The sequence below is a fragment of the Streptomyces sp. NBC_01216 genome, assembly GCF_035994945.1.
Lineage (GTDB): Bacteria > Actinomycetota > Actinomycetes > Streptomycetales > Streptomycetaceae > Streptomyces.
The window spans coordinates 101,187-122,918 of sequence record NZ_CP108678.1 but is presented as its reverse complement, the minus strand read 5'-3'; the positions used below and the strand labels follow the sequence as shown (position 1 = coordinate 122,918).

Sequence of the window (21,732 nt, the reverse complement as noted above, 5' to 3'; positions counted from 1 at the left end):
CTCGCCCTGTCGATCCGCACGTCGCGCGGCTTGAGCAGGGCAGGCGGCTGCCGATGGATCTGGAGCCGCTCTCTACCGGACCGCCCGGGTGGGACCTGGTGTCCACGACTGTACGGACGTGGACGACCGGTGCGGTCACTCCCGCCGAATGCGATTCCTTCTGCTCGACCTACGGCCACGACGTGACGACTTTGGCCCAGGTCGTTTAGAACAGCTGGTGACCTTCCCGGAGTGCGTGGACGATCCGGTTCAGGGCGTGCGGGATTAGCCCGGATCCCTTGGTCGAGCCTCCGTCAGGTTCGGAGTTGGAGTACACCCGTGCCTCTTCGCCTCGGGCACGGAAGACGTGGAACTGCTGCTGGTTGATGTCCACGCCGTAGACGCACCGTGTTTCGATGCGGTCCGGCGCGAGGTGGTTGGCCCTCAGTCCCAGTTCTGCGGCCCGCTGCTCGTACTCGGTGAGCTCGCGGTCGTTGGGGCGTCCCCAGCCTTCGAACATCAGCGCAGCGCCCGCCACGGGGGAGTCGGCGTACTCGCGCCGCCGTAGGTCAGCCGGGGGTGGGGGAGGTTTCTGGCGACGTTGGTGAGCGCGTCGGCGGGGTTGATGTCCCGGCCGTTCCATGACCGGGTGGGGATCATGCGCAGCTCGATCGAGCGCGCGTCGACACTTTCCAGGTGCACGGTGAACAGGCGGGCAGGTCGATCCCACCCGCGCCGTTCTCCTTCCCTCGCCTCGATGGCGTGCAGCGCCGTGGCCATGGCGTCGGCTAGGTCGTCCTGGAAGAGGCCCAGGGGCTTGCTCGGCATGAGGACGGTGCGCTTCTCCCAAGACTGCATGATCGCTCTTCTCTGTCGGCCCGGCGAGAGGGCGGGTGGGGTCCGGCGGATGCTGGCCGGGCGATGGGGCGCGCCGGGCCGATCTACACCGAGGGAGGGCCGGGTGGATCACGGCCGGTACGAGTACACCTTACCCAAACTCGTAGGCTTAAGCAATCTCCACCTGGGGGGGTTTGATCTGCCTATCTGCGCCAGTGGTCCCGGCTGCTCCGGGCGTGGAGCCGGAGCAGCCGGGAGGGGAGTCAGAAGACGGGGTGCCCCTCGCGGAGCGCGTGGGCGATCCGGCCAAGGCCGAGAGGGACGAGCCCGGCGCCTACCGTGGTCTGGTCGTGCTGGGCGGTGGAGACCACTTGGGGCTGGTGGCCGCGGCGGCGTCGGACGTAGAACTCCTCCTGGTTGATGTCCACGGCGTAGACGAGGCGGGCCTCGATCCGGTCGGGGGCGAGGTGGTTGACGCGCCGGCCCTGCGCGATCGAGCTCTGCTCGTACTCGGTCGGCTCCCGGTCGGCGGGCCGGCCCCAGCCTTCGAACATCGCGGCGATGCCGGCCACGGGGGCGTCGGCGTACGAGCGGTGCTCCACCGCGGGCGGTACGGCGGGCAGGTGCCGCGCGGTGCGGGCGATCGCGTCGGCCGGGCTGCGGACCTGCGCGCCCCAGAGCCGGCCCGGGACCACGCGCAGTTCGATCGAGCGGGTGTCGAGGTCGGCCAGGTGGATGGTGAACAGCCGTGCGGGTCTGTCCCACCCGCGGCGTTCTCCCTCGCGCTGTTCGATGGCGGCCAGGGCGGTGGCCATGGCGTCGGCCATCTTGTCCTCGCACAGGCCGAGGGGGGTGGCGGGCATGAGGACGGTGCGCCTCTCCCAGTTCTCCATGGTGGTGCTTCCTTCGAGTGCTGGTGGTGTTCGTACGGGGCTGACGGTCGGGGCCTGCGGGGGGTCAGGGCTGTTCGCGGTACCAGGTGAGGACCTTCTCGGCGTGCGGCTGGTCGAAGGTCACGGTCAGCGTGCCGTCGGTGAGGTCCTGGGTGACGCCGTACGCCAGGCCCGTGGGGGAGGTGGTGCCGGGCCAGCGGTTGATCAGGGTGAGCAGTGCTCCGGCGGTGGGCCCTGCGGCGGTGAGCGTGAGGACGATGGTCAGCGCCTCGTCGTCGATGCCGAGGTCGACCGGGGTGCCCGGGAGTTCGGAGCGCAGCCGGTCGAAGAGGTGCTGCTGGTCGGGGACGGCGGTGCCGAAGGCGTCGGCGTTGGCCTTGGCCTGGGCGGTGCGCTGGTAGAAGCTGTCGATCAGCTTCTGTGCGCTGGCGCGGAGTTCGGGGTCGGTGATCTCGTCCAGCGCGCGGATGGCGCGCTGCGCGGTTCCGGGTGCGGTGAGGGGGTGGAAGCCGATTTCGCGGTGGGTCCCGTCGGCGTCGAGGAGGGTGAGGATCGCCAGGTTGGCGACGGGGTTGACGTTGATCGCCCACTGGTCCGGCAGGGGATGGGGGGTGGTCACGGAGGCCTCCAGGGCGGTGGGTGCGGGGTGGTGGCGGGGCGGGGGCGGCGGGAGCGCCGGGGCGCCGTTGCCGCTCCCTTCCCGTGCTCGTCTTCGGTGCTCTGGTGGAGCTGGGCAGCGGCGGTGGGAGCGCGGGACGGGTAACTGGTCTCGCGGGAGCGGGTCGCCGGGGAGTGGGGCACGGTGCTCGGGTGTGTTCACGGGGGTCGGGGTCCGGGGTGTGAGGGTGGCCGCGGGCCGGCGGGGGTCAGAGGTCGGAACGCAGGACCAGGCGCAGCGCGTCGTAGATCGCGGCGCGCCGGTCGGCGGGGACGTGGTCCGCGAAGGCGAGGTGGACGCGGACGGTGGCTTGGTCGTCCTTCCACCGGGTGAGGGGCTCGGGCTCGGGGACCAGGTCGTCGGTGGCCAGCCCGATGGCCCATCCGGCGAGGTCAGGTGCTTTGTCGAGGAGCTGCCCCACAGCGCGGTAGGCGGTGCTGGCCGCCTCGTCGCCGAGGGACTGCCAGGTGCGCGGCTCGTCGGTGTCTGCGGTGTGGGGGATCGGCTGGTCGCAGAGGCTCTCGCCGACGCCGGACTGGGAGTCGAGGGCGAGCAGGAACATGTGGTGGACGGTGGCGGCGGCGTGGCGAAGATCGGCGGTGGTGTAGGGCGGGAGCGCGGCCGGCCCCGGCGGGGTGCCGGCGTCGGCCGCCTCGGTCTCTGCTTCGCGTTCGGCTTCGTCGCGGTCGGCGCAGTTGCCGCACAGCCCCTCCCACCCTTCGCCGTCCGCGGTGGATTCCTCGCAGTCCTCGGCCGAGCAGAAGCGCGCCTCGTAGGTCGCGGTCGGGATGAACCGCATGGCCGCGCTGGGGCTGGTGAGGGTGAGGACGCCCTCCTCGAAGAGGTGCACCGCGGCTTCGTAGCGGGGACCGCGCCGTACGGTGTGCCAGACGTCGACGCCGTGGAGCTGGCGGTGCTCGGCGGACTCGGGCCGGACCCAGGTGTTTCCGTCGCGGAAGTGGACGACGTACTCGGACTCGAGGGCGATCGCGGCGCGGACCTCGGCAAGGGTTACGGGGGCGGGGGTGTTCGCGGGCATGGGAGCGTCTCTCAAGGGGTTCGGGGTGAACGGACGGACGGGCGGGGTGCTGCCGGGCGGCCTCGGGCCGCCCAGCAGCGGGGCGGGTCAGATGCGGGTGACGCGGTCGCCGTCGTCGGTGAGGGTCAGCATCAGGCGGCGGTGGTCGTGCGGGGCGTCCCAGGCGACGCCGAGCTGCCGGAGGAGCGGGTGGGGATCCCAGTGGGTGACGGTGCCGGTCGCCCCGGCGGGGACGGGGTCGTGTTCGCCGGTGCACAGGACGACCTTGATGCGCTCTCCGGCGGTGAACTCGGGCTGCACGTCTGCTCCTTCGGTGGGGCGGCCGGGCGCTGCGGGCGGCCCGGCCGCGGGCGCGGTGGCGGGTCGGGTTCAGCGGTGTTCGGCCTCACCCTTGTTGTCGACCTCGACGAGCAGGAGCCGTGGCCGGTCGGCCTCGTGGTCGATGTGCACGTACGGGACCAGGTGCTCGCCCTTCCAGTGCCGACGCAGCCGTACCAGCACGCTGACGCCGTAGACCCGCAGCTCGTAGGTGTCGCTGGGGCTGCCGCCCTCGGGGTCGGGGTCCGCTTCCACGACGGCCAGGGTGGCCCGGCGCACCGGGTAGGTGGTGGTGCGGCGGCGCAGCGGCATGGTGGTGGCGAACACGTAGACCGCGACGCTGGAGAGGGTGGCGGCCATCAGGGCGTCGGCGGCGGTGTGCGGCTCGTAGAGCCAGGAGCTGCCGAGGGCGACAGCGGCGCTGGGCGCGGCGCACAGGATGCTCCAGCGCCACCAGCGGCTGGATGGGGTCCGGCCAGCGTGAGCCGGTCGGCGGACGGTCTCGGGCACGGATGCCTCCAGAAGTGGGCGGCCAGAAGGCGCAGCGGAGGGGCGGGAGTCGCACGGCCCGGGCCCGGATGGGGGCACTTGTTCACCCGGCGACATCTCAAACAATACAGAAACTCGTGGAGTTAAGCAATGTTCTCGATGTCGAGACCCACCTCCCCTCGCGCCCCCGCCGCGCCCAGCCGGCGGCACGTTGTGCGGCCGACCTCCCGTTTGGCCGGTGGCGCTGCGCTCGGTCGGCGGCGGCGGGCGCGTACGGGCGCTGCGGTCGCAGTGTCCGGCGCGGCGTTGGCTGCCGGCGTCTTCCCGGCGCGCAGGGCGGTCGCCGAGGGTAAGGGCGGGGCCGGGGCGTCACGCATATTGCTTAACTCTATGAGTTGCCTTATGTTTGGGGAGGAGCAGCTCCCGAGTTGCACGCGCTCCTCCCGGCAATCACACACTCACCACCCATGAGGAAGATCCGTCATGCCCGATGTACCCGAATACACGCCCTACAGCATCTACGTGCTGGAGCCACACGCTGATTGTGCGACCGCCGAGAACGGCCACATCCCGATCGGAGCCATTGCCGAGCGCGTCTACGGCAAGCCGTACAGCTCGCTGCGCGGATGTCAGCGGGACGACGAGCACATCCGCAATGACAGCGTGAAGCGGTACGAACTCACCTCCGACGAGGACTACCAGGAGGCGCTCGGAGGCCTCGACGACACCGAGGTGTATCTGGGCTGGGACTCCCGTACCCGCGAGAGCGTCGTCAAGACCGGCATGACTGAGCTGGACTACTGGCTGAGCATCCGCATCGCTGACGAGAACACGCCAGCCACTGTCGAGGCGAACCCGCCTGAAACGCAAGACCTTGAGAACGCCGTGTTCGAGGACCGATTCTTCGCCGATCGCGCTTTCTCTCCGTCGCTGAAACTGGTTCTGGCCGATCTCATCCGTCGCGGCGAAATCCCGCGCGGCGACTTCTTGTTCCGGCACTGGTGGTGACCGGAACGGAACGATTACCGACCCACGGAACCCACCTTGGAAGGCCCCGATGTCCCTCACTCTCCCGATCGTAGAACTCCGGACACTGCTGCACGACGCGCTCTCGGCCGCGCTCGCCACCGACGCCCTCACCCTCCCGGCTCCGCTGATGTACACCCCGGGCGTCCACCGCCCGGCTCTGTACCTGGAGAGCATCGTCGTCCGCGGAGGGCCGGGCGAGGGCAAGACGTTCTGGGCCAGGGCCCTGACGGATCCGCAGCTGCGCACCATCGCCGCGCGGGAGTACCGCATGCCCAGACTGGCGCGGACGGAGGCGGTCACCGCGTTCGGGGCGCGCCCGGACACCGGCCAGCCGACCGCAGGGGAGCTGCGTGCCCTGACGGGGTGGGGTGTGCAGCCGACCGTCCTGTGGAGTGCCGTCGCGCTGACCGCGCTCGGCGTGCCGGACCTTGCCGCCCTCACCACCTGGACCGAGCGCGTCGACTGGCTGACCCGCAACCCCGGGGCCACCGAGCGGTCCCTGGCCGAGGTCGAAGCCTCCGCGCGGACCACCGACACCGTACGGCTCGTCCTGTTCGACGCCCTGGACCAGCTCCACCCCGACCGCGCGCTGGCCGAGCACCTCGCCTCCGGCGTGCTCAACCTCGCCGTCACCCTCTCCCGCCGCACCACCCGGCTGCGCGCGAAGGTCTTCATCCGCCCGGACATGCTGGACGGAGCCCTGGCCGGTGTCCCGCGCCCGGACCGCGGGTTCCTGACCGGCCGTGCCGCCGACCTCTCCTGGGGCCGGTCCGACTACCTCGGCCGCATCGGCAGGACCGACTTGTACGGCCTGTTCATCCACCTCCTGGGCAACCATGACAGCGCGCAGGCCGCCGCCTTCCGCGCGGCCTGGCCCACCTGGGAGCAGAGCCAGGACGGCCGGTACCTCGCGCCCTGCGGGCTGAGCGGCGACCCGAAGACGCAGGAGGAGTTCTTCACCACCCTCGCCGGCCGGTTCATGGGCGCCAACGCCCGCACGGGCTACACCTACAACTGCCTGCCCAACCACCTTCAGGACGCGCTGGGAGCGATCACCCCGCGTCCGTTTCTCACCGCGCTGGCCACCGCCCTTGAGGACACCGGCCGCAACCACCCCGGACACGACCGGCCGCTGCACCACGGCGATCTACGTCGCAGCGTGCGCTGCGGGGCGCGGGCCACGGAGCTTCACCAGGCGCTGCCGTGGGTCCGCCTCGCCATGGAGCCGCTGGCCGGGCAGCAGGTCCCGATCTGGGAGGAGGACGTCTTCGGCCTGTGGCAGCAGAGCAGCCTGGCCGAGCGGCTCCAGGAATCGGCGCGGGAGGCCGGGAGCGGCACCGGCCGGTCCCGGACCGGCCCGCGCAGCCCCGCCAGCCTCCCGCAGCTGCTGGAGGAGCTGATCGACGCCGGGGTGATGAGCCGCCGTACCAGCGGGCAGCTCGACATGCCCGACGTCTACCGGGTCGTCTACGGCCTCGGCCGACGCGGGGGAGTCAAGCGGGCCGCCACCGGCGCATAGCCCGGCCTCGACCGGCCCGCTCCCGCCCCCCGGCCCCGGCCACCGCGCCGGGGCCGTTCTGCGGACCGGCAAGAGCACCCTGCGGAAGTCCTGAGGGTGCCCGGCCGGGCCTTGATGAAAACTCTGTTTCCGCTGTTCAAGCCCTACCGCATCCGCAGGTCGCTGAGGGAAACGCGGTGGGGAAGTTCGGGGAAACGTAGCTGTCCGGCCAACTGAGCAGTGGTCGGCCTTGCTGGGTGGACAGTGCGATCAGGCAGGCCAGATCTGTGTGTCGAGTACGCATTCCAGGCGTGCCAGTGTGCCGACATCGGGCAGTACCTCGCCGCGGAGCACTCGGCCGATGGTGGTGTGGGCGACACCCGCCTCCTCACCGAGCCGGCGGAGACCAAATCCCCTGATCTTCATGGCCTCGGCCAGGTTCGAGGCCATTGCCTGCCCATACGCGGCACTCACCGGCGCATCGTCCGCCAGGACAGCTCTCGGCCACTGACCAGCTACCACATAGGAACACGGCACCTTGTCGTTGCTGCTCCGAGGCATGGGCTGATGCTTCCCCGAGCGAGCGGGACACATGCCAGCAGGAGCCACCGAGTTCTCAGCCACGTTTTCATCAAGGCTGGCCCGGTCGGCGGCGGTTCACTGCGGCCCGCCGCTCCGCGGCTTCTGCCGGGTCTGCGCCGCCAGCCGTTCCACCTGCTCGCGCAGACCTTCCGGTACAGCGGGGAGCAGGAACGGGTTCAGCTTCCGGTCCCGCTCCGCGCGCATGGCCTCGACGACCCGCTCCTTCTGCTGCAAGGCCCGGCGCCCCTCCATCGCCCCGTGCACCGTGAGCAGCAGTTCGGTGGGTGACAGGTCGCCCAGGTCGACCGGCAGCACCTGGTGGCCCTGCCGGGCCAACGTACCGACGTCGCTCACGGCGACCGTCTTGTCCAGGCCCCCGCGGACCAGCCCGAGCACCGTGGCGGAGGGCTGCGTGTCCACTGGCGGAGCGCTCGCCGCGGTGGTCGGGGCCGGGGTGGGCTGGGGGTGGCTCTCGGTGAGCATCCGCACGGCTTCTTCACGGCCCGCCTGGCCGAGCCTGGCGGGCAGCCGGCCCGCGTCGGCCGCGGCCTTCACACGCTGGAGGGCCCTCTGGTAGCCGCAGATGGTCGAGCTGTTCAGCGCGCGGGCGATGCGCTGGTGGTTGCTGGTGTTGGGCGAGGACGGGGCCACCGCTTCTCCTTCGTCGCGTCCTGGCGCTGCGGTTCGTCCCACCACGAGCAGGCCAGGGTGCGGTTCGGAAGAAGGCACCGGTCGTCGCTCACCCCCGCGCGGCAGCACGATTCACCGAAATCCTGGGGGTGGGCCCGGGCCGGCGCGCACAGCGAGGTGCGCTGAGCCGAGCATAGCGATCGGTACCGACACCGCCCAGGGCCCGTCCACCGCCGGGCCGCGGACAGCTGGTCACACCGCAGGCCCTTCTCACACCTCTAGTGGGCGTACCGCTCCTCACCCACCGGACGAAGGGCCCTTCCATGACCGACACCGTGCTCGACCTTCCCAGCTCCGAGGACTGGCTCGACGACGCCGTCGCGGCCGTGATCGCCTACTCCCGGCTGCCCGCCTACTCGGGCTGGGCCCGCAGGGAAGCCGCCCGGCGGCTGCTGCGCTCGCCCAACATCCGCCCCGTCCTCGAGCGGGCCGCGTTCACCTCGCTCACCCGGGGCGCGGTACTGGAGATCGCCGGCTACGACATCGCGGACCACCTCGATCGGCCGTGGACAGCCCGCGCGGAGCGCTGGGCGGAGGTGATCCGCCCCTCCTGGGAGGAGTCCGCCGAGCTTCTCACCGACCTCGCCTGGCAGGGCCGCCGGGCCGGAAGCAGCGCGCTCGCCCACCTGACGGCCGAGCAGGCCCTGGGCGCCGCGCCGCCGCTCACCGCGCGGACCCGGCTGCACCTGTACGGCCTCGGCCTGCGCTACGACTTCCGCTGCCAGGCGCTGACCGACCTGTTCGCCCGCCGCGGCCGGACCACGGACCTGGACCCGTTCAGCCGGTCCCTGCACGCCTTCGCCCTCCTCGGCCGCTCCGATCCGGCCGCGCTCGACCTCATCGACCCGCTGCTGGAGGAGTCCGGGAACCATCCCAAGGTCGCCCACGCGCTGCTGCACGGCCTGTGGCTCGGCCACGACCTCCCCGGCCAGCCCCACCGGATTCTCGACCTCCTCGACCGACCGCCCTTCAACCAAGGCCCGGACTCCGTCGCGCTCTTCCGCCAGGCCGCGGCGCTGCGCCGCCTGCGCCGTTTCGACGAAGCCCTGGTCTCCATCGGCAAGGCGATGGAGACCCTGCCGGTGGACACCGACCCCGCAGTCCACGGCGACCTCGTACGCGAACGGGCACTGATCCTCAGCGCCCGCGAGACCTGACCCACGCCCCCGCCGCGGCCCGCCCACCGGCTCGTGCCGGCGCGCGGGCCGCGCCCGTGCCCGGACCGCCCAGTGCCGCGCTCCACAGGCGCCTCCCACCCCCACCCCACCGCCGACGGCGGCCGGCAGCTCCCGCCGGGCACTACACGCTGCGTCCTGGAGGGGTGTACAACGGTGGACCGCCCAGCTTCGGGATTCCGGCCGGGCCTGACGGTGCGGTGCCGTAAGGTGCAACGACCAGCAGAAGCAGAGGAGCCGGCCTGGCCGGGCCCAGGGGGAGAAGTGACCTTCAGCTCGCGAATCCAGGTCTCGGCCGACGCGCACGGCAAGCCGAACTACACCGCGCCGGCAGGCGGGATCGCGGTGGGCACGATGTGGGTCGCCATGGTCTCCGCCGGGTACTTCGTGCTCGAGTCCCAGCTGTTCCACAACCACCGCAACGTGTCCCTCGCCGTGGTGTGCGCCGTGACGGTCGTCTCGACGTACGGGGTGTTCTTCGCGGCCAGGGCGATCTTCCGCCGCTTCGGCGCGCACTGGTGGCACATCATCCTCGCCACCGTGGTGCTGTGCTGCGTGGGTGCGGCGGCTCCGAAGGCCGCCGCGTACGTGTTCCCCGACCAGATGGAGCGCTACCACCGGGAGCTGGGCGGTCCGGGCCAGTGCCTGCACAACACCCCGTACGGCAGCGACCGGGAGTTCCCGAAGTCCTCGCAGATCACCTACGACAACCAGGCCCCGGGCCAGATGACGGTCACCCCGCTGGACAGGACCTACCCGCCGCTGGTGCTGGACCACGCTGTCCGCGGCGGGCTGCACGCGTTGACCCCCACCGATGCGAAGGCCCGGCAGATCCTGGAATCACACGGCTGCTGAACCCGCCCTCGGCCTCACGAAGCGTCTACTGGTCAGACGGGATCGGTGTACGAGACAGGCTTGCCGGTGGCGTGGGCATATGCGACCTCCCTGCTCGTGGACTCGCCGACATATCCGCCGGGGTTGACGACCCTGACCCGGTCGGCGAGGTCGATCTTGCGCAGGTGGAGGACGCCCAGCGCGGTCTTCTGCTCGTCGGTGATCGCCTCGTCCGCTTCGCCTGGCGCGAGGACGATGACACCTGCGAGGGTCAGATCACGGTTGACCGCACGCATCTCGTCCATGAACTTGATAGAGCCGCAGATGCAGACAATCTCAGGTCGGTCGGGCACGGCTCAGTCCTTCGGTCGAACGGGAAACCGTCAGTGTGCACGTTGACATCACGCCACGGCCTAGAGCTGCTGGCCGGCCTGTGAGTCGACGCGTCCCTCGTCGAGCGCGGCGAAGCGCTCCTGAAGCTCGCCGGTGGTCTCGGCCTGGGCGATCCGTACGGGGAACGCTTCCCACAGCGCAGTCCCGTCGACCTCCCGCTCCACGACGCGGCCGGCGGCGAGCTCGTCGAACTCCGGCCCGGTGAGCTCGAGCACGGGGCCGATCGCCATCAGGCCCATGTCGGGGTTGGCTGCCATCCAGTCCCCGTCGAGGAGGGCCAGCGGCCTCGGGCAGACATCGAACCGGGCGAGGTCGAGGTGGACCGGCGTGCCCGCGCGCAGCTCTGCGACGGTGGCGGATTCCAGGCCCGCCAGGACACCCTGGCGCCCGTCGGGCGAAAGGTAGTCCCTGCCAACGGCTGACGGCTGCGCGGTCACCGTGCCTCCTAGGAATCGTGCCGGTCACAAGTCACCGGCTGGCTGTGGCCCATCGTACGGTCTGGAGCCCGGCCGCCGGGCCGGTTCCGAGGCCCCGCCCCTGTCGGGGATCGCGCGGAAGATTGACGGCTGTCTCGTCGTCATACCGGGAACGGCAGCGGGTGTTGGCCGCGGTCCGCCGCCTGCTGCGCACGACGCTCGGCGGTAGCGGTCTGCCACCGCTCGGGGGCGCGGTCCCGCCCGGCCCGCTCGGCGCACCGGGCGCACTCGGTCTCCCGCAGGTCGTTGTCCATCGCGCTGGCCAGGCAGCTGCCACCGCAGGCGAGGTCGAGCCACCCGGTCGGCCGGCCTGCTCGGGTCGCACGGGGACGGGCCCGGTGGTTGATCCGGCCGCCGGTCACCCGGACCACGAGCGGCCACGGATCTGCTACGGCCGTTGCCGTCATGTCCCGCCTCCCCTCGCGCACGGGCCCGGCCCGCGCAGTACCGGGCCCGGCATCAACGCATCAACCGGCGTGCTCGGCCCGCGCTGCGTCGACCCGCTCCAGCAGACGGGCCGCCGCTGCCGTCTTGGCCGCCGCCTTGGTCGAGGCCGACGCGGAGGCGAGGACGGTCTCGCCGCCGTGGGTGGCCTGGGCGGTGCAGGTGAACGTCGGAAGGTGGCTGGGGCCCTCGGCGCTCATGGTGAACTTCAGGCCGCTGATGACCTTGGTCTGCTGGTACTCGTTGAGGACCGAGATGGGCGAGCGGCCCTCTGCCGCTTCGGCGCCGAATTCGGGTGCCGGGAGCTGCGGGGTCTCGGGGGCGGGCTGCACGAGGTCGAGGGAGGGGTCGGGCAGGTCGGCGAGCACGGCGAGCAGGCTGAGTGCCGCCTGGTGCCGGGCCGCCTTCTTCGTCGACGCGGACCGTCGGGCTCCTTCAACGGGGCTGTCGCCCGTCGGCCACGACGCCTGCGCGGCGAAGACGGTGGTGGGGGCCTGGCCGAAGGTCTGGACTGTGAACTCGACCGGTGGCAGGCCGTTGACCTGCGCGTGGACGGACAGGATGGACACGGCCGTCTCGGGCGCGGCCGCGATGGCGTTCAGGCAGGCGCTGCGCCCCGTCTCCCAGTTGGGCCCGCCGGCGACGAGCAGCACCATCTGGAGCTCCAGCGAGGTGAGCTGTCCGCCGGCGGCCCGCCGGGCCGTCTCGGCGACCAGGGGCGCACCGGCGATGTCCTCCTTGCAGCCGCGCTTGAGCAGGGCGTGGAAGGCCTGTGCGTCGAGGCCGGTGTAGTCGGCCTCCGTCGCTGCGGCACCGCGGCGGGCGGCGGAGTGCGCAGCGGACTTGCGTGAGTCCCGTTCGGCGTCGCGGTCCTGGCGGGCGCCGGTGTTCAGCGACTCGGCGATCGCGAGCAGGGCGTCCTCTCCGTAGGGGGAGTCGTCGCCGTCCAGGTGGCTGGAGATGACCCGCTGCACGACCAGGTCGGCGTAGCGCCGCAGGGGTGAGGTGGCGTGGACGTAGCCGGGCAGGTTCAGGCCCCAGTGGCCGCCCATGAACGGTGCGTACTCCGCGGCTCTGAGGGTCATCAGGGTGCGTTCGCGCAGTGCCTCCAGCCGGGCGGCGGACCCGTCGGTGAAGGCCAGGTCGAGATCGTCCAGCAGGGTCTGGCGCGGGGCGGTGACCCGGGCGGCGGAGTGGTTGCGGAACAGCAGCGGGAGGTCGCGTTCCGCGGCCCAGGAAGCCAGCGCGGTGTTCGCGGCGATCATGCACTCCTGGACGATCTTGTAGCCGATGGTCCGCTCGAAGGAGGCGAGCCGGACCACGACGCCGTCCTCGCTGGTCGCCCACCCGCTGAGGAGGTCGTACAGGGCAAGCGCCCCCTGCCGGCGCCGGCGGGCGAGCAGGACCTCGCTCACCGCCGCCGCCTCACGCAGGACCTCGTGGAGGGGATGCGCGCGGTCGCGGACCGCCTCGGCGGCCTGGGAGTGACTCAGGGCCACCAGGCCGCTCACCGTCGCGCGCTCGACGTCGACGCGCCCGACCTCCCCGTCCGGGAGGACGTGCACGCGGATCGCGATCGCGGCGCACGGCCTCCCCTCGGCCAGGGTCAGCCGGGCCTCCACCGGCCGGGGCAGCATCTTCTGGGTGCCGCGCCAGCCCCCGTACGCCGACTCGCGGCGCGTGAAGGCTTCCTTGTCGACCGTAGTGCCCGGCGCGACGCCGGAGGCCACGTCGGCGACGTAGACGGTCAGGCGCCAGCCGTCGTCGACGCGCTCGACACCGATGGCGTCGTCGCGGTCGACGGAGCCGGGGCGGTCGATCATGACGGCAGGGGCCCGTGCGGAGAGGACGGGGGGCTCGGCGGGCAGAAGGTGGGACAACGGTTCGGGTCCTTCCTGAACGAAAGTGGGTTCGGCGGTGAGGGTGCCCCGGTCGGGGCAGTCCGTCTTTCGCATCGTGTCCAACGGAGTTGTCTGCGTCGGGGATTCGGCTCTCGGCGGACGGACGGCGGATGCGGAGGTCGGGGATCAGACGGAGGGGGCGGGGCTGAGCGGCCCCGCGGATTCGGCGCGGCGGGTGAATGCCGGGCGTATCGGGTGCGGGAGCGGTCGGCCGATGTCGGCGATGGCGTCCGCGGGCAGCCCGTCGCGCAGGATCGGCAGCAGGGTGGCGTGCTGCCGGAGGATTCCGTCGCCGTACAGGGGGTGCGGCCACATCTCGGGGTCCGCAAAGGGGATGCCGAGGTAGGCGCAGCCGGAATCGGCGGGCCAGGTCGGGTCGATGGCGTGGGTGCCGCCGGTGGCCCAGGCGTGGGGGGCGTGGTGGACGGTGCTGTCGACAGTGCAGCTGGCGAACCCCTCGACGTACACCAGGGCCGGGTCCTCCTGGTCCTCGATCGTCTGAGCGGCGTTGGTGTAGCAGAAGGTCACCATGAGCGGGCCGGCTCCGGGTGGGAGCGGGGCCGGGGTGAAGAGCCGGCCGACGTCGAGGACCAGGTGGAAAGGGGAGAGGTACCTCCACCTGTCCAGGACCGGCTCGGAAGTCGGGTCGACCTCTGCGGCGCGCTGCCGGAGGTAGCGGATCAAGGTGGTCTCGGCGGGTACCAGGAGGCCGTCGGCTGCCGGGGCGGGTCCGGTGGGTCCCGCGGCGGGGCCGGGCCGGTCGCGGCCGGCCGCATCGGGCGACCGTTCGTTCATCGTGCTCTCCTGCATGGTCGGATTGCCCGGGGCGGGCGTCAGGCCGGCGCCGCGGCCGCGGCCCGGGCCGCCGGGTCGGAAGGGGCGTCGTCGTGCTCGGGGTGTACCGCGTGCGCGGCCAGTTCCCACTGCTGGAGCAAGTACGGGTCGGAGAGCGGGGCCTGGAGCAGGGGCCGGCCGTCGCAGGTCAGCTCGGCGCGGGTGACGAGGTAGGCGCTGCTGCGGGTGGCCGGGCCGGACAGGTGCGGGCAGGACGCCCGCGCCAGATCCCTGCACACCTGGTGCAGCGCGGCCTGCAGCACCACGCCGGAGGGCGTGGCCAGCACCCACGCCTGCTCGGGGAGGAGGTCTCCGCACACCTGGCAGCGCCACTCGTTGTGGGCGCGGGCCAGGAGCCGGGAGTCCATGGCGCGCCACCACACCCGTGCCGCGCTCCACGGGGTCACCCAGGGCACCGGCAGGCCCTGGCGCGTCGGCCGGGGCAGCCCGGTGACCGGGGCAAGCAGCATCCCGGCCTCCTCCAGCGCGCTCCACACCGGCTTCTCCATCCCAAGGAACGCGCACTGCCCGTTGCCGCAGACGAAGACGGCGTTGGCGGTGTCGTACTCCAGCTGCTCGGCGCAGTCCGGGCAGGTCGGGTCGGGCTCGGCGGTCGTCATGCCGTCGCTCTCCTGCTCGTCGAAGGTCTTCGGGGGCCCGGTCGCTACAGTCGCTGCGCCGGGGGCGCGGCCGGATGGCAAGGGGCGGTCCAGATGGTGTGGGTGACCTGGGTCCAGCCGTGGAGCTTGGCCGGGTCGGCCCCGGCCGCCGGGTCGACGGTGTAGCCCACCGAGGGGAGCAGCCCGATCGCGTCCGTGAGCGGCGGAACAGGCTGGGGCTCCGGGCTCGGGACGATCAGGTGGCGCCCGGGGCCGTCCGGGTCGGCGACGGCGAGGGTTTCGGCCGGCCCGAGGTCGACCGCGTCGATGACGACCTCGGGGCCCGGTGCGACGACGATCAGCTGCCAGCGCTCCCGGTGCACGGCGAGCTCGGCCATGTACAGCGCGGGCAGGCCCCGGTGGTCGGGGTGCGGTGCGGCTGGCGGCTGCTCGGTCACGAACTCTCCTTCGATCCGTACGGGTTGTCGTCGTCCCCGCCTGCGCCCGGGGGCTCGGGACCGCTCTGATCGTAGAGGCCGGAGCGGATCCGCTCGCGGGCGATCGCGTACTGGAGGGCGTCGTCCTCGTCGGTGAACATGTACTTGGTGACGGTCTTCTCCAGGGCCTCGAAGTACCCGGCGCGGCGCCCGGCGGTGCGGAAGCGGCGCTCCACCCCGAGCAGCGCGCGGACTCCCTGGTACTGGCTCTCGTCGCCGTCGCAGACCTCCCGCAGTACGGCCATGGCGTAGGCGTCGAAGCCGAAACCGCCGTCCAGGACGGCCGGGCCGGGGAAGGGCTCGCCTGTCTCCTCCTGGTAGATGGCCGGGAGGAGGTCCTCGACCTCGTGCTTGACGACAACCCACTCGTGCCGGATCGCGTGCAGCTCCTCCACGCTGATGAGGGCCAGGTCGCGCACGTACTCGGGCCCGCGGGTGCGGATCTGGTGCTGGGCGCGCAGCAGCCGGCGCAGCCAGTCCTCCCGGGCGGCCTGGGTGTAGGGGCCGTGCACCAGCCGGCCGTGGAAGAGCATGAGCGTCCCGTTCGACCTGCGGTAGTCCCTCAAGTGCCGGTCGTCGTCGATGTCGAGCGCGTTGCGTAGTTCCAGCAGCGGGCGCATCCACACGTTGTCGTCGTCGTTGGCGATCATCGCCTTGAGGGACTTGTCCTGGCTGACCATCGTGCACGTCCAGCACCCGAACCGGCTGTCGCCGCACGAGGGGGTGGTGGTGTCGACGACCAGCGGGCACTCGGAGTCCGGGCTTGCTCCCTGGTAGAGGCCGAGCAGGTCCTTGTGGCTGTGCCCCCACGGGTTGTCGTACTGCATCAACAAGATCCACACCTCGTCGTTGGTCAGGGCCTCGATCGGGCTGTAGACCAGCGAGTTCGGCAGGTCGCCGTTGGGCGAGAGCCGCTCGCGCACGCGGCCCTTTTCGTGGCGGGTCATGGACTTGGCCCGTGCCGCGCTCTCCGCCTTGCGGATGCCCAGCACGAGGATCGCCTCGCCGTGGGCGGCGACGACGGAGCGGATGAACCGGGTCGACGGCTTGATCTTGAGCCGCTCGGTGCACCATCTGAACTTCGGCCGCGGCGCTGCGTACCCGCGCCCGATCAGGCACGTCCAGAAGCTGTCCTCCACGGCCGGGGTGAGCCGGTGCACCTCGATCGGCAGCTGCTGGGCGGCGGCGGCCTCGCTCATCGCGTCGAGGGAGCGGCCCACCCACGCGGCCACCAGGGGGTTCTCCACCAGGGTGTCGGTGGAGATCACGTGGACGGTCTTCGTTCGCTCCTCCGGGGGCAGCGAGGCCAGGGCCCACCAGATGAGGGCGGTGACCAGGGTGCTGTCCTTGCCTCCGCTGTAGCCGACCACCCAGGGCACCTGGTCGGCCCGGTACAACTCCCGGATCTCCTCAAGGAGCAGCTCCAGGTACCGGTGGGGGGTGAGGTCTCCGAACGGGCTGCGGCGTGTGGGGCCGAGGCCGGGCACCAGGACGGGCGGAGGCATGGCTGACCTTTCAGTGCGTGGGAGTGGTGGCCGGGTCTGCGCCGGCGGAGGTGAGCGGGCCGGGCGCCGGGCCGGGCACCAGGGCCGCGAGGTCCGCATCCAGCCGGGTCGCCGCCTCCGGGCCGAGCCGCCGCAGCATCGCCGTGTGTCGCCCGTACCGTCGGATAGCGCCTGCCAGTGCCGGGCCTGCTCCCGGAGCGTGTCCATCAGCTCCGCCGAATCGTCCAGCGGGATCAGGTGCTGCGCCGCCCCGGTGCGCGCGGCCGTGCGGCCGTCGCAGGCCCGGAGTGCGCGCAGCTCCGCCGAGACCGGTCCGCTCACGCCGGGCATCAGGGCCTGCACCGTGATCCGCATCGTCTGCGCGGTCCGGGGCTGCCCTTCGCGCTCGCTCTGGAGCAGGAGGGCATCGGCGGCCAGCCGGGGGCTGGAGGCGGTGGCCGCCTCGAAGCCGTCCATCAGGGTCCGGGAGACCAGGGTGAGGGCGTCGAAGAGGTTGGTCTTGCCGGTGCTGGCGGGGCCGGTCAGCACGGTGAGCGGCCCCGAGGGGAGCTCGACCTCGAAGTCCTGGAACGACTTGAAGCCGTCTATCGCAAGGCTGGTGATCAAGGAGACTCCCGATTCGGGGCGGCCGGACTGCAACCGGCCCGGCGATCACAACCATAATCGGACTCATTGAGTTAAGCAACTCATGGATCTGTTGCGCCCTGCCTGGCAACCCGGTGGCCGCGCCCATCGCCGGACGGGCGGACTCGGGCTGGCTTCGCGCGGCCGGGGCTCACGCCCTCCAACCGGGGCCGCCCAACCGCGTACACCGTCTCCCGGTCCGCCAGCGGCAGGTCCGGCCTGATCCGGGTTCGCGCCACCCACCGGTGGCGGTACTCGTAGGTCACTCCGAGCACCGCGTTCTCCTTGTAGACCGGCCCGACCTTGCGCCCGTTTTCGTCGCGGATCCCGTAGCGCACGCGCGGGCGGACGTGGGCGCGCCGCCAGGTGCCGGCCGCGAGCTCGCCCGCCCCTGCGGCAGGGCGCGTCCGCGGGGTCGGCTCCTCCGGAGGGGGCGTGTAGTCGAGAAGGTGGACGCCGTGGAAGGCGCCGTCGCGGGCCTGCCTGGTCCGCGCGAGCTTCTTGATCTCCCTGTCCCGGCGGCCCGACCCGTCCCGCCGGGGCAGCTTCGGCGGCGGCCGCCAGTTCTCGAACGCGAGCAGCGCCGCGTAGCCGTACAGGGCGCGCCCGGCCGGATGGGCGCCGTAGGGCACCGGCACCAGAGAGTAGAGGGGGACGCCGGTGCGCCGGTCGGTGGCCGCAGTGAGAAGCCAGCCCAGCCCCTCGTCCAGGCGCCCGTCCTCGCGGGCGGTGAGCACGCCGCCCATCACCACCGGCGCATCGCCCAGTGGCAGGCGCCCTTCACTGGCGGCCTCGACCAGGTCGCTGTCGCTGGCCACCGCGTCGAACGGCACGCCGTCGTGGAACAGCAGCACCGACGGGGCGGGCAGCGTCAGTTCCGCGCGGTTCGGCGCGTCCATCAGCGCGGTGGTCGCGGCGTCCTCGGCGAGCGGGCCGGGGACGAAGTGCGGCACCGAGCTGTACGCGGCCAGGCCGGCCGAGACGCGCAGCAGGCGTGCGTCCTGGAATTGGGGAGGGGTCGCCAGGCCGTGGTGGGCGAGGAGGGAGCCGGGAGGGGCGAGCCGGCTGCGCACCGCGCCGATGTCGGCGGGCACCAGGTCGCGCAGGGCGCCGTGGCCTCCGGCCCACCGTTCGTCGTCTACGGGCGAAGGTCTCGTCGCGGCGCCGCGTGCCGGCGATGGTGGCGCCGGCCACGGCGACCACGTCGACGACGGTGTCGGCGCGGGGGCCCGTGCGGGGGACCAGCGCGGTGATCGTCTGCTCCGACTCCGGGGCGTCGACGGCCGGGGCCCATCCGCCGCACGCCGCCCGGACGGCGTCCACCGCGCCGGTGCGGTGCAGCAGGTGCCGCCAGGCGGTGTTCAGGGGCAGCTTGGGGCCGTGGGCGAGCAGATCGGCGTACGGCATGCCGTACAGGAACCGGTCCAGCGCGGCGCGGTCTGCCTGCTGCCGGCGCGCGCGGCCGGCCGGTGTTGAGGCCGGACGGGCAGGGGGCCGGGGCGGCCTGGTCACCGCCGGCGCCATTCCGTGCCGTCGAACACCCGGTAGAGGAAGCGCCGGTTGATGTCCAGGCCGGCGGCGATCTGCTTGACGAGCCGCTCCTCCTTCATCCATGCCTTGCCCAGGCGGACCGCGTCGCCCAGCTCGGCGGTCAGCACCACGTCCCGGACCTGGTTCGCGCAGCGCCTCAGGTGGGCGCTGGCGATCTGCGCGGTGAGGGTGTCCCCGGTCAGGACGAGGCCGTCGGCCATCTCGTCCAGCCGCTCGGCCGCAGCGCGGTGGGCTCCGTCCCAGGTGTCGTGCTCGGTGAAGCCCGGCACGCCGTTGCTGACCCAGGCCGCGGCCCACCGGCTCCCGCCGGGCTCCGCGCCGGCCGCCGCCCGGTTGTCAGCGTCCCAGCCTTTGCTGATCGCCGCGTCGGCGAACACGGTGTCGGCCAGGGCGCGGTGGAAGGCGTACTCGGCCTCCTGTGACAGCGGGTAGTTGGTCGCCGTCGGCTCGGCGGTGCGGCACACCACGATGCAGCCGTCGAGGTGGTTGCGGACCTCGTAGGTCGCGCCGCCCCATTGGCTGTGCAGGGGCTGGCCCCGCGTGTCGCGCCACAGCGGGGCGTCCTCGAGGTCGGGGATGTCCCCGGCGGGCAGGACTTGGTCGAAGGGTACGGGCACAGCCACCTCGCCTGTTCACGGTAAGTGAGCACGAAGGTACACACGGCTCTGCCGAGTGTCCACTCAGGTGCACACTTCCGTGTGGTGGGTGGTCGGCCCTCCTCTACATGACGCTGATGAGCACCGGTTGCCCGGACGGCAGGCGTCCGCGGCCGTCGATCCCGAAGGGGACGGCGGGGGCGGTCCGCAGCGCGGTGACCCCCGTCGAGGCCGCGACCATCGCCGCCTTGGGGTCGTCGGCGCCGTCGACGAGCAGCTGCACCGCTAACCGGTGCGCGGTGTCGGTGACCTCCAGTCCGCTGACCGAGACCGGCAGGCTGGAGAGGGTCTGCGCCCAGGGCAGAAGGGTCCGCAGGAGCGCCGCGGTGGCGGCGGTGGAGGTCGAGCGTTCGGGCCGGGACCGGTTCAGGGTCGGGTGCGTCCCCGCGACCAGCACCATCCCGCCGGGCAGGTCCGCGGTCAGGGTGTAGGTGTAGGCGTTCGCGCCGAGCTCGGACAGCACCGGGTCGGCCCCGGTCGCCGCGGCCAGCCGGTCGATGCTGCTGCGCTGGTCCGCCATCATGGTGAACTCCGCGAAGGTGACCTGCACGTCCCGGCCGGCGAGCGCGAGCCGCAGGGGCTCCAGCGGGCCGGCTGCGTCCAGGACCTCGGCGGTCGCGTGCAGCAGATCGGTCAGGTCGAAACGCATGCCGTCATTGTCGCCGCTCGGACAAGCCCGGCACCAGACAATCCCCGGACTTCGCCGTGCGGCCCGGGGAGTTCCAGCGCCCCGGGCCGCACGGCTGATCTACACGCGCTTCACCGGCGGGGGCATCTCCAGCGGGAAGACGCCCGTGCCCTGCCCCATCAGCCACAGCGCGGGGGCCAGGGTGCGGCCACGGGGGCACCGGGAGATGTGGTTCTGCGAGCGGTGCGTCGTCGGCTCGCCCGCGGTGCGGGTGATGGCCAGGATCGTGCCGTCGGCCAGCACCGCGGTCAGGTTGCGCTGCTGCCGGGCCGCGGGAGTGTCCATGACGTCCACGCCTTCGATGACTTCGTCCTGGTCGAGCGCCCATCGTTCGGCGAGGGCGAGCAGTCCTACGACCGGGCCCATCGGGTCGGTCCGGGAGTCGGGGCCCAGACCTGCGGAGTCGTCGAGCAGTGCCTGCCCGTACTCCTCCATCGCGCCCTGGAATTTCGGCCCGCCGTCGTGGGCCCAGGCCGGGACGTCCATGTCTTCGACCGCGACCGCTTGGCTGGCGGGCTGTGGACCGATCGTCTCCGGATGCGGAAGGCGGATCTGCATCCAGGTGATCGGCAGGCTGCCCCAGGCGACGGACTCGTGGAAGTTGTGTTCAAGCGCGACCAGGGCGGCCCCGAGGGCGACGCGGGCCTCCTGGCTGAGCAGGCGGCGGGCGTGACTTCCGGTGTTGATCAGTCGGGTCACAGCAGTTGGTCCTCTCGCAAGGCGGTGGTGGAACGGGAACGCGAAGCGCTGCCCACGGAGGGGAAGCGGCGGAAGAAGGAGGTGTGAAGCAGCACGCGGCCCAGCTCGGGGTCACGATGCTGCGGCTGACGGAGCAGGGCTGGTGGGTGGTGCGCCGACGGCGGGGGCGGGAGGGGCGGTCTCGTCATGCGACGGTTTCCAGGTCGATGGAGGGTAGGTACTCGTACCGGTCGTCGACGTCCAGGTCGCGGGCCGTCTCGGGCAGATCGCCGAAGGTCGCTCCGGCGGCCTGGAGCTCGCCCACGATGTGGTCGAGGTCCAGCTCGAAGCGCGGGTCCTTGCCCCAGGCGCGGGCCAGGTCCTCGGGCAGGTCGGGGAGCGGGTCGTCGAAGTCGTGGACGGTCGTCCCGTTGGCGGTGACCGCGCGGTCCATCCTGAAGGTGTCGTTGCCGCGGACCTGCAGCACCACGTGCGCGGCGTGGGGAAGCAGGATGCGCAGGAGCGCGGTGAACTCCTCGGCGGCGGCCTCGGCCTCGGCGCGCAGCCGATTCTGGAGGGCGAGCATCCGGGTATAGGCGGCGGCTGGTGTCTCCTCGGCGGTGTCGGTGGTTTCCTCGGCCTCTTCGGCCATCAGGGCGTGGGCGCGGGCGGCCAGCTCAAGCTGGAGGGTGCTGAGATCGTCCGGGTCGCCGTGGACGGCTTCGGCTGCGGTGCGCACGAGGCCCTCCACTTCGAGGGGGGTGAACGAGGCGCTGATGCCGATCAGGTCGGCGGCGAGTGCCGTGACGGGGTCGGTCTCGGGGGTGGGGTGCTGTGGCATGTTCGCTTCTCCGATGGGGCGTTG

General features: G+C 72.2%; 27 protein-coding genes and 1 pseudogene. 4 read left to right on the top strand and 24 right to left on the bottom strand.

Annotated features, from left to right (window positions below):
- Nucleotides 1-205 precede the first annotated feature (205 nt).
- From OG393_RS33090 to OG393_RS33060, 7 genes are all read right to left on the bottom strand, one after another.
- On the bottom strand, nt 206-499 hold the full coding sequence (locus OG393_RS33090) for a hypothetical protein (protein WP_327378761.1): 294 nt from the start codon (nt 497-499) through the stop codon (nt 206-208).
- A complete protein-coding gene (locus tag OG393_RS33085) occupies nt 499-837 on the bottom strand; it encodes a hypothetical protein (protein WP_327378760.1) in 339 nt (112 codons plus the stop codon). The genes OG393_RS33090 and OG393_RS33085 overlap by 1 nt, the downstream gene beginning before the upstream one ends.
- A 242-nt stretch (nt 838-1,079) precedes the next feature.
- Entirely contained in the window at nt 1,080-1,709 is a 630-nt protein-coding gene (locus OG393_RS33080) for a hypothetical protein (protein WP_327378759.1), read from the bottom strand.
- Nucleotides 1,710-1,773: 64 nt separating this feature from the next.
- Nucleotides 1,774-2,328, bottom strand: coding sequence for a hypothetical protein (locus tag OG393_RS33075; protein ID WP_327378758.1), 555 nt, complete (start codon nt 2,326-2,328; stop codon nt 1,774-1,776).
- A 247-nt stretch (nt 2,329-2,575) separates the two neighbouring features.
- The gene (locus OG393_RS33070) at nt 2,576-3,406 is read right to left on the bottom strand and encodes a hypothetical protein (RefSeq protein ID WP_327378757.1); all 831 of its coding nucleotides are present in this window, start codon (nt 3,404-3,406) and stop codon (nt 2,576-2,578) included.
- Nucleotides 3,407-3,493: 87 nt separating this feature from the next.
- Nucleotides 3,494-3,706, bottom strand: coding sequence for a hypothetical protein (locus OG393_RS33065; RefSeq protein WP_327378756.1), 213 nt, complete (start codon nt 3,704-3,706; stop codon nt 3,494-3,496).
- Between the two features lie 69 nt (nt 3,707-3,775).
- The gene (locus tag OG393_RS33060; protein ID WP_327378755.1) at nt 3,776-4,234 is read right to left on the bottom strand and encodes a hypothetical protein; all 459 of its coding nucleotides are present in this window, start codon (nt 4,232-4,234) and stop codon (nt 3,776-3,778) included.
- A gap of 462 nt (nt 4,235-4,696) precedes the next feature.
- Here OG393_RS33060 and OG393_RS33055 point away from each other — a divergent pair, with 462 nt between their 5' ends.
- Together OG393_RS33055 and OG393_RS33050 are read left to right on the top strand one after the other, a co-directional pair.
- Nucleotides 4,697-5,221 (top strand): hypothetical protein, encoded by a 525-nt coding sequence (locus tag OG393_RS33055; protein ID WP_327378754.1) that lies wholly within the window; start codon nt 4,697-4,699, stop codon nt 5,219-5,221.
- A gap of 49 nt (nt 5,222-5,270) precedes the next feature.
- Nucleotides 5,271-6,761 carry a hypothetical protein gene (locus tag OG393_RS33050; protein ID WP_327378753.1) on the top strand — a complete coding sequence of 497 codons (1,491 nt, stop codon included), beginning with the start codon at nt 5,271-5,273 and terminating at the stop codon, nt 6,759-6,761.
- A gap of 249 nt (nt 6,762-7,010) precedes the next feature.
- Here the strand turns inward: OG393_RS33050 and OG393_RS33045 are convergent, their stop codons facing one another.
- A complete protein-coding gene (locus OG393_RS33045; protein ID WP_327378752.1) occupies nt 7,011-7,214 on the bottom strand; it encodes a helix-turn-helix domain-containing protein in 204 nt (67 codons plus the stop codon).
- A 183-nt stretch (nt 7,215-7,397) separates the two neighbouring features.
- Complete coding sequence (locus OG393_RS33040) at nt 7,398-7,973, bottom strand: hypothetical protein (RefSeq protein WP_327378751.1); 576 nt, start codon at nt 7,971-7,973, stop codon at nt 7,398-7,400.
- Between the two features lie 302 nt (nt 7,974-8,275).
- Here OG393_RS33040 and OG393_RS33035 point away from each other — a divergent pair, with 302 nt between their 5' ends.
- Nucleotides 8,276-9,169: a hypothetical protein gene (locus OG393_RS33035; RefSeq protein ID WP_327378750.1), complete on the top strand. Its 894-nt coding sequence runs from the start codon at nt 8,276-8,278 to the stop codon at nt 9,167-9,169.
- Between the two features lie 282 nt (nt 9,170-9,451).
- The gene (locus OG393_RS33030; RefSeq protein WP_327378749.1) at nt 9,452-10,042 is read left to right on the top strand and encodes a hypothetical protein; all 591 of its coding nucleotides are present in this window, start codon (nt 9,452-9,454) and stop codon (nt 10,040-10,042) included.
- 32 nt (nt 10,043-10,074) lie between these two features.
- Here OG393_RS33030 and OG393_RS33025 read toward each other — a convergent pair whose 3' ends face one another.
- The 15 genes and pseudogenes from OG393_RS33025 to OG393_RS32955 all read right to left on the bottom strand — a co-directional run bounded on the left by OG393_RS33025 (nt 10,075) and on the right by OG393_RS32955 (nt 21,708).
- Nucleotides 10,075-10,374, bottom strand: a complete 300-nt coding sequence (locus OG393_RS33025) for a hypothetical protein (protein ID WP_250305234.1) — start codon at nt 10,372-10,374, stop codon at nt 10,075-10,077.
- A gap of 60 nt (nt 10,375-10,434) precedes the next feature.
- Nucleotides 10,435-10,851, bottom strand: coding sequence for a hypothetical protein (locus OG393_RS33020; protein ID WP_327378748.1), 417 nt, complete (start codon nt 10,849-10,851; stop codon nt 10,435-10,437).
- A 140-nt stretch (nt 10,852-10,991) separates the two neighbouring features.
- Nucleotides 10,992-11,297: a hypothetical protein gene (locus OG393_RS33015; RefSeq protein WP_327378747.1), complete on the bottom strand. Its 306-nt coding sequence runs from the start codon at nt 11,295-11,297 to the stop codon at nt 10,992-10,994.
- A 60-nt stretch (nt 11,298-11,357) separates the two neighbouring features.
- Nucleotides 11,358-13,214, bottom strand: coding sequence for an RNB domain-containing ribonuclease (locus OG393_RS33010; protein ID WP_327378746.1), 1,857 nt, complete (start codon nt 13,212-13,214; stop codon nt 11,358-11,360).
- Between the two features lie 147 nt (nt 13,215-13,361).
- A complete protein-coding gene (locus OG393_RS33005; RefSeq protein ID WP_327378745.1) occupies nt 13,362-14,030 on the bottom strand; it encodes a hypothetical protein in 669 nt (222 codons plus the stop codon).
- 38 nt (nt 14,031-14,068) lie between these two features.
- Nucleotides 14,069-14,689, bottom strand: coding sequence for a hypothetical protein (locus OG393_RS33000; RefSeq protein ID WP_327378744.1), 621 nt, complete (start codon nt 14,687-14,689; stop codon nt 14,069-14,071).
- 44 nt (nt 14,690-14,733) lie between these two features.
- Nucleotides 14,734-15,126, bottom strand: coding sequence for a hypothetical protein (locus tag OG393_RS32995; RefSeq protein ID WP_327378743.1), 393 nt, complete (start codon nt 15,124-15,126; stop codon nt 14,734-14,736).
- A complete protein-coding gene (dndC, locus tag OG393_RS32990; RefSeq protein ID WP_327378959.1) occupies nt 15,123-16,670 on the bottom strand; it encodes a DNA phosphorothioation system sulfurtransferase DndC in 1,548 nt (515 codons plus the stop codon). The genes OG393_RS32995 and dndC overlap by 4 nt, the downstream gene beginning before the upstream one ends.
- A gap of 483 nt (nt 16,671-17,153) precedes the next feature.
- Nucleotides 17,154-17,276, bottom strand: a pseudogene (locus OG393_RS32985) (AAA family ATPase); the annotation flags it as partial.
- An 80-nt stretch (nt 17,277-17,356) separates the two neighbouring features.
- Nucleotides 17,357-18,388, bottom strand: coding sequence for a hypothetical protein (locus OG393_RS32980; RefSeq protein ID WP_327378742.1), 1,032 nt, complete (start codon nt 18,386-18,388; stop codon nt 17,357-17,359).
- A gap of 414 nt (nt 18,389-18,802) precedes the next feature.
- Nucleotides 18,803-19,468: a hypothetical protein gene (locus tag OG393_RS32975; protein WP_327378741.1), complete on the bottom strand. Its 666-nt coding sequence runs from the start codon at nt 19,466-19,468 to the stop codon at nt 18,803-18,805.
- Nucleotides 19,469-19,565: 97 nt separating this feature from the next.
- On the bottom strand, nt 19,566-20,150 hold the full coding sequence (locus OG393_RS32970; protein WP_327378740.1) for a hypothetical protein: 585 nt from the start codon (nt 20,148-20,150) through the stop codon (nt 19,566-19,568).
- 99 nt (nt 20,151-20,249) lie between these two features.
- Nucleotides 20,250-20,888, bottom strand: coding sequence for a hypothetical protein (locus OG393_RS32965; protein ID WP_327378739.1), 639 nt, complete (start codon nt 20,886-20,888; stop codon nt 20,250-20,252).
- Nucleotides 20,885-21,076, bottom strand: a complete 192-nt coding sequence (locus tag OG393_RS32960; protein ID WP_327378738.1) for a hypothetical protein — start codon at nt 21,074-21,076, stop codon at nt 20,885-20,887. The genes OG393_RS32965 and OG393_RS32960 overlap by 4 nt, the downstream gene beginning before the upstream one ends.
- Nucleotides 21,073-21,708 (bottom strand): hypothetical protein, encoded by a 636-nt coding sequence (locus OG393_RS32955; RefSeq protein WP_327378737.1) that lies wholly within the window; start codon nt 21,706-21,708, stop codon nt 21,073-21,075. Before OG393_RS32955 ends, OG393_RS32960 begins: the two co-directional genes overlap by 4 nt.
- Between the last annotated feature and the right edge of the window lie 24 nt (nt 21,709-21,732).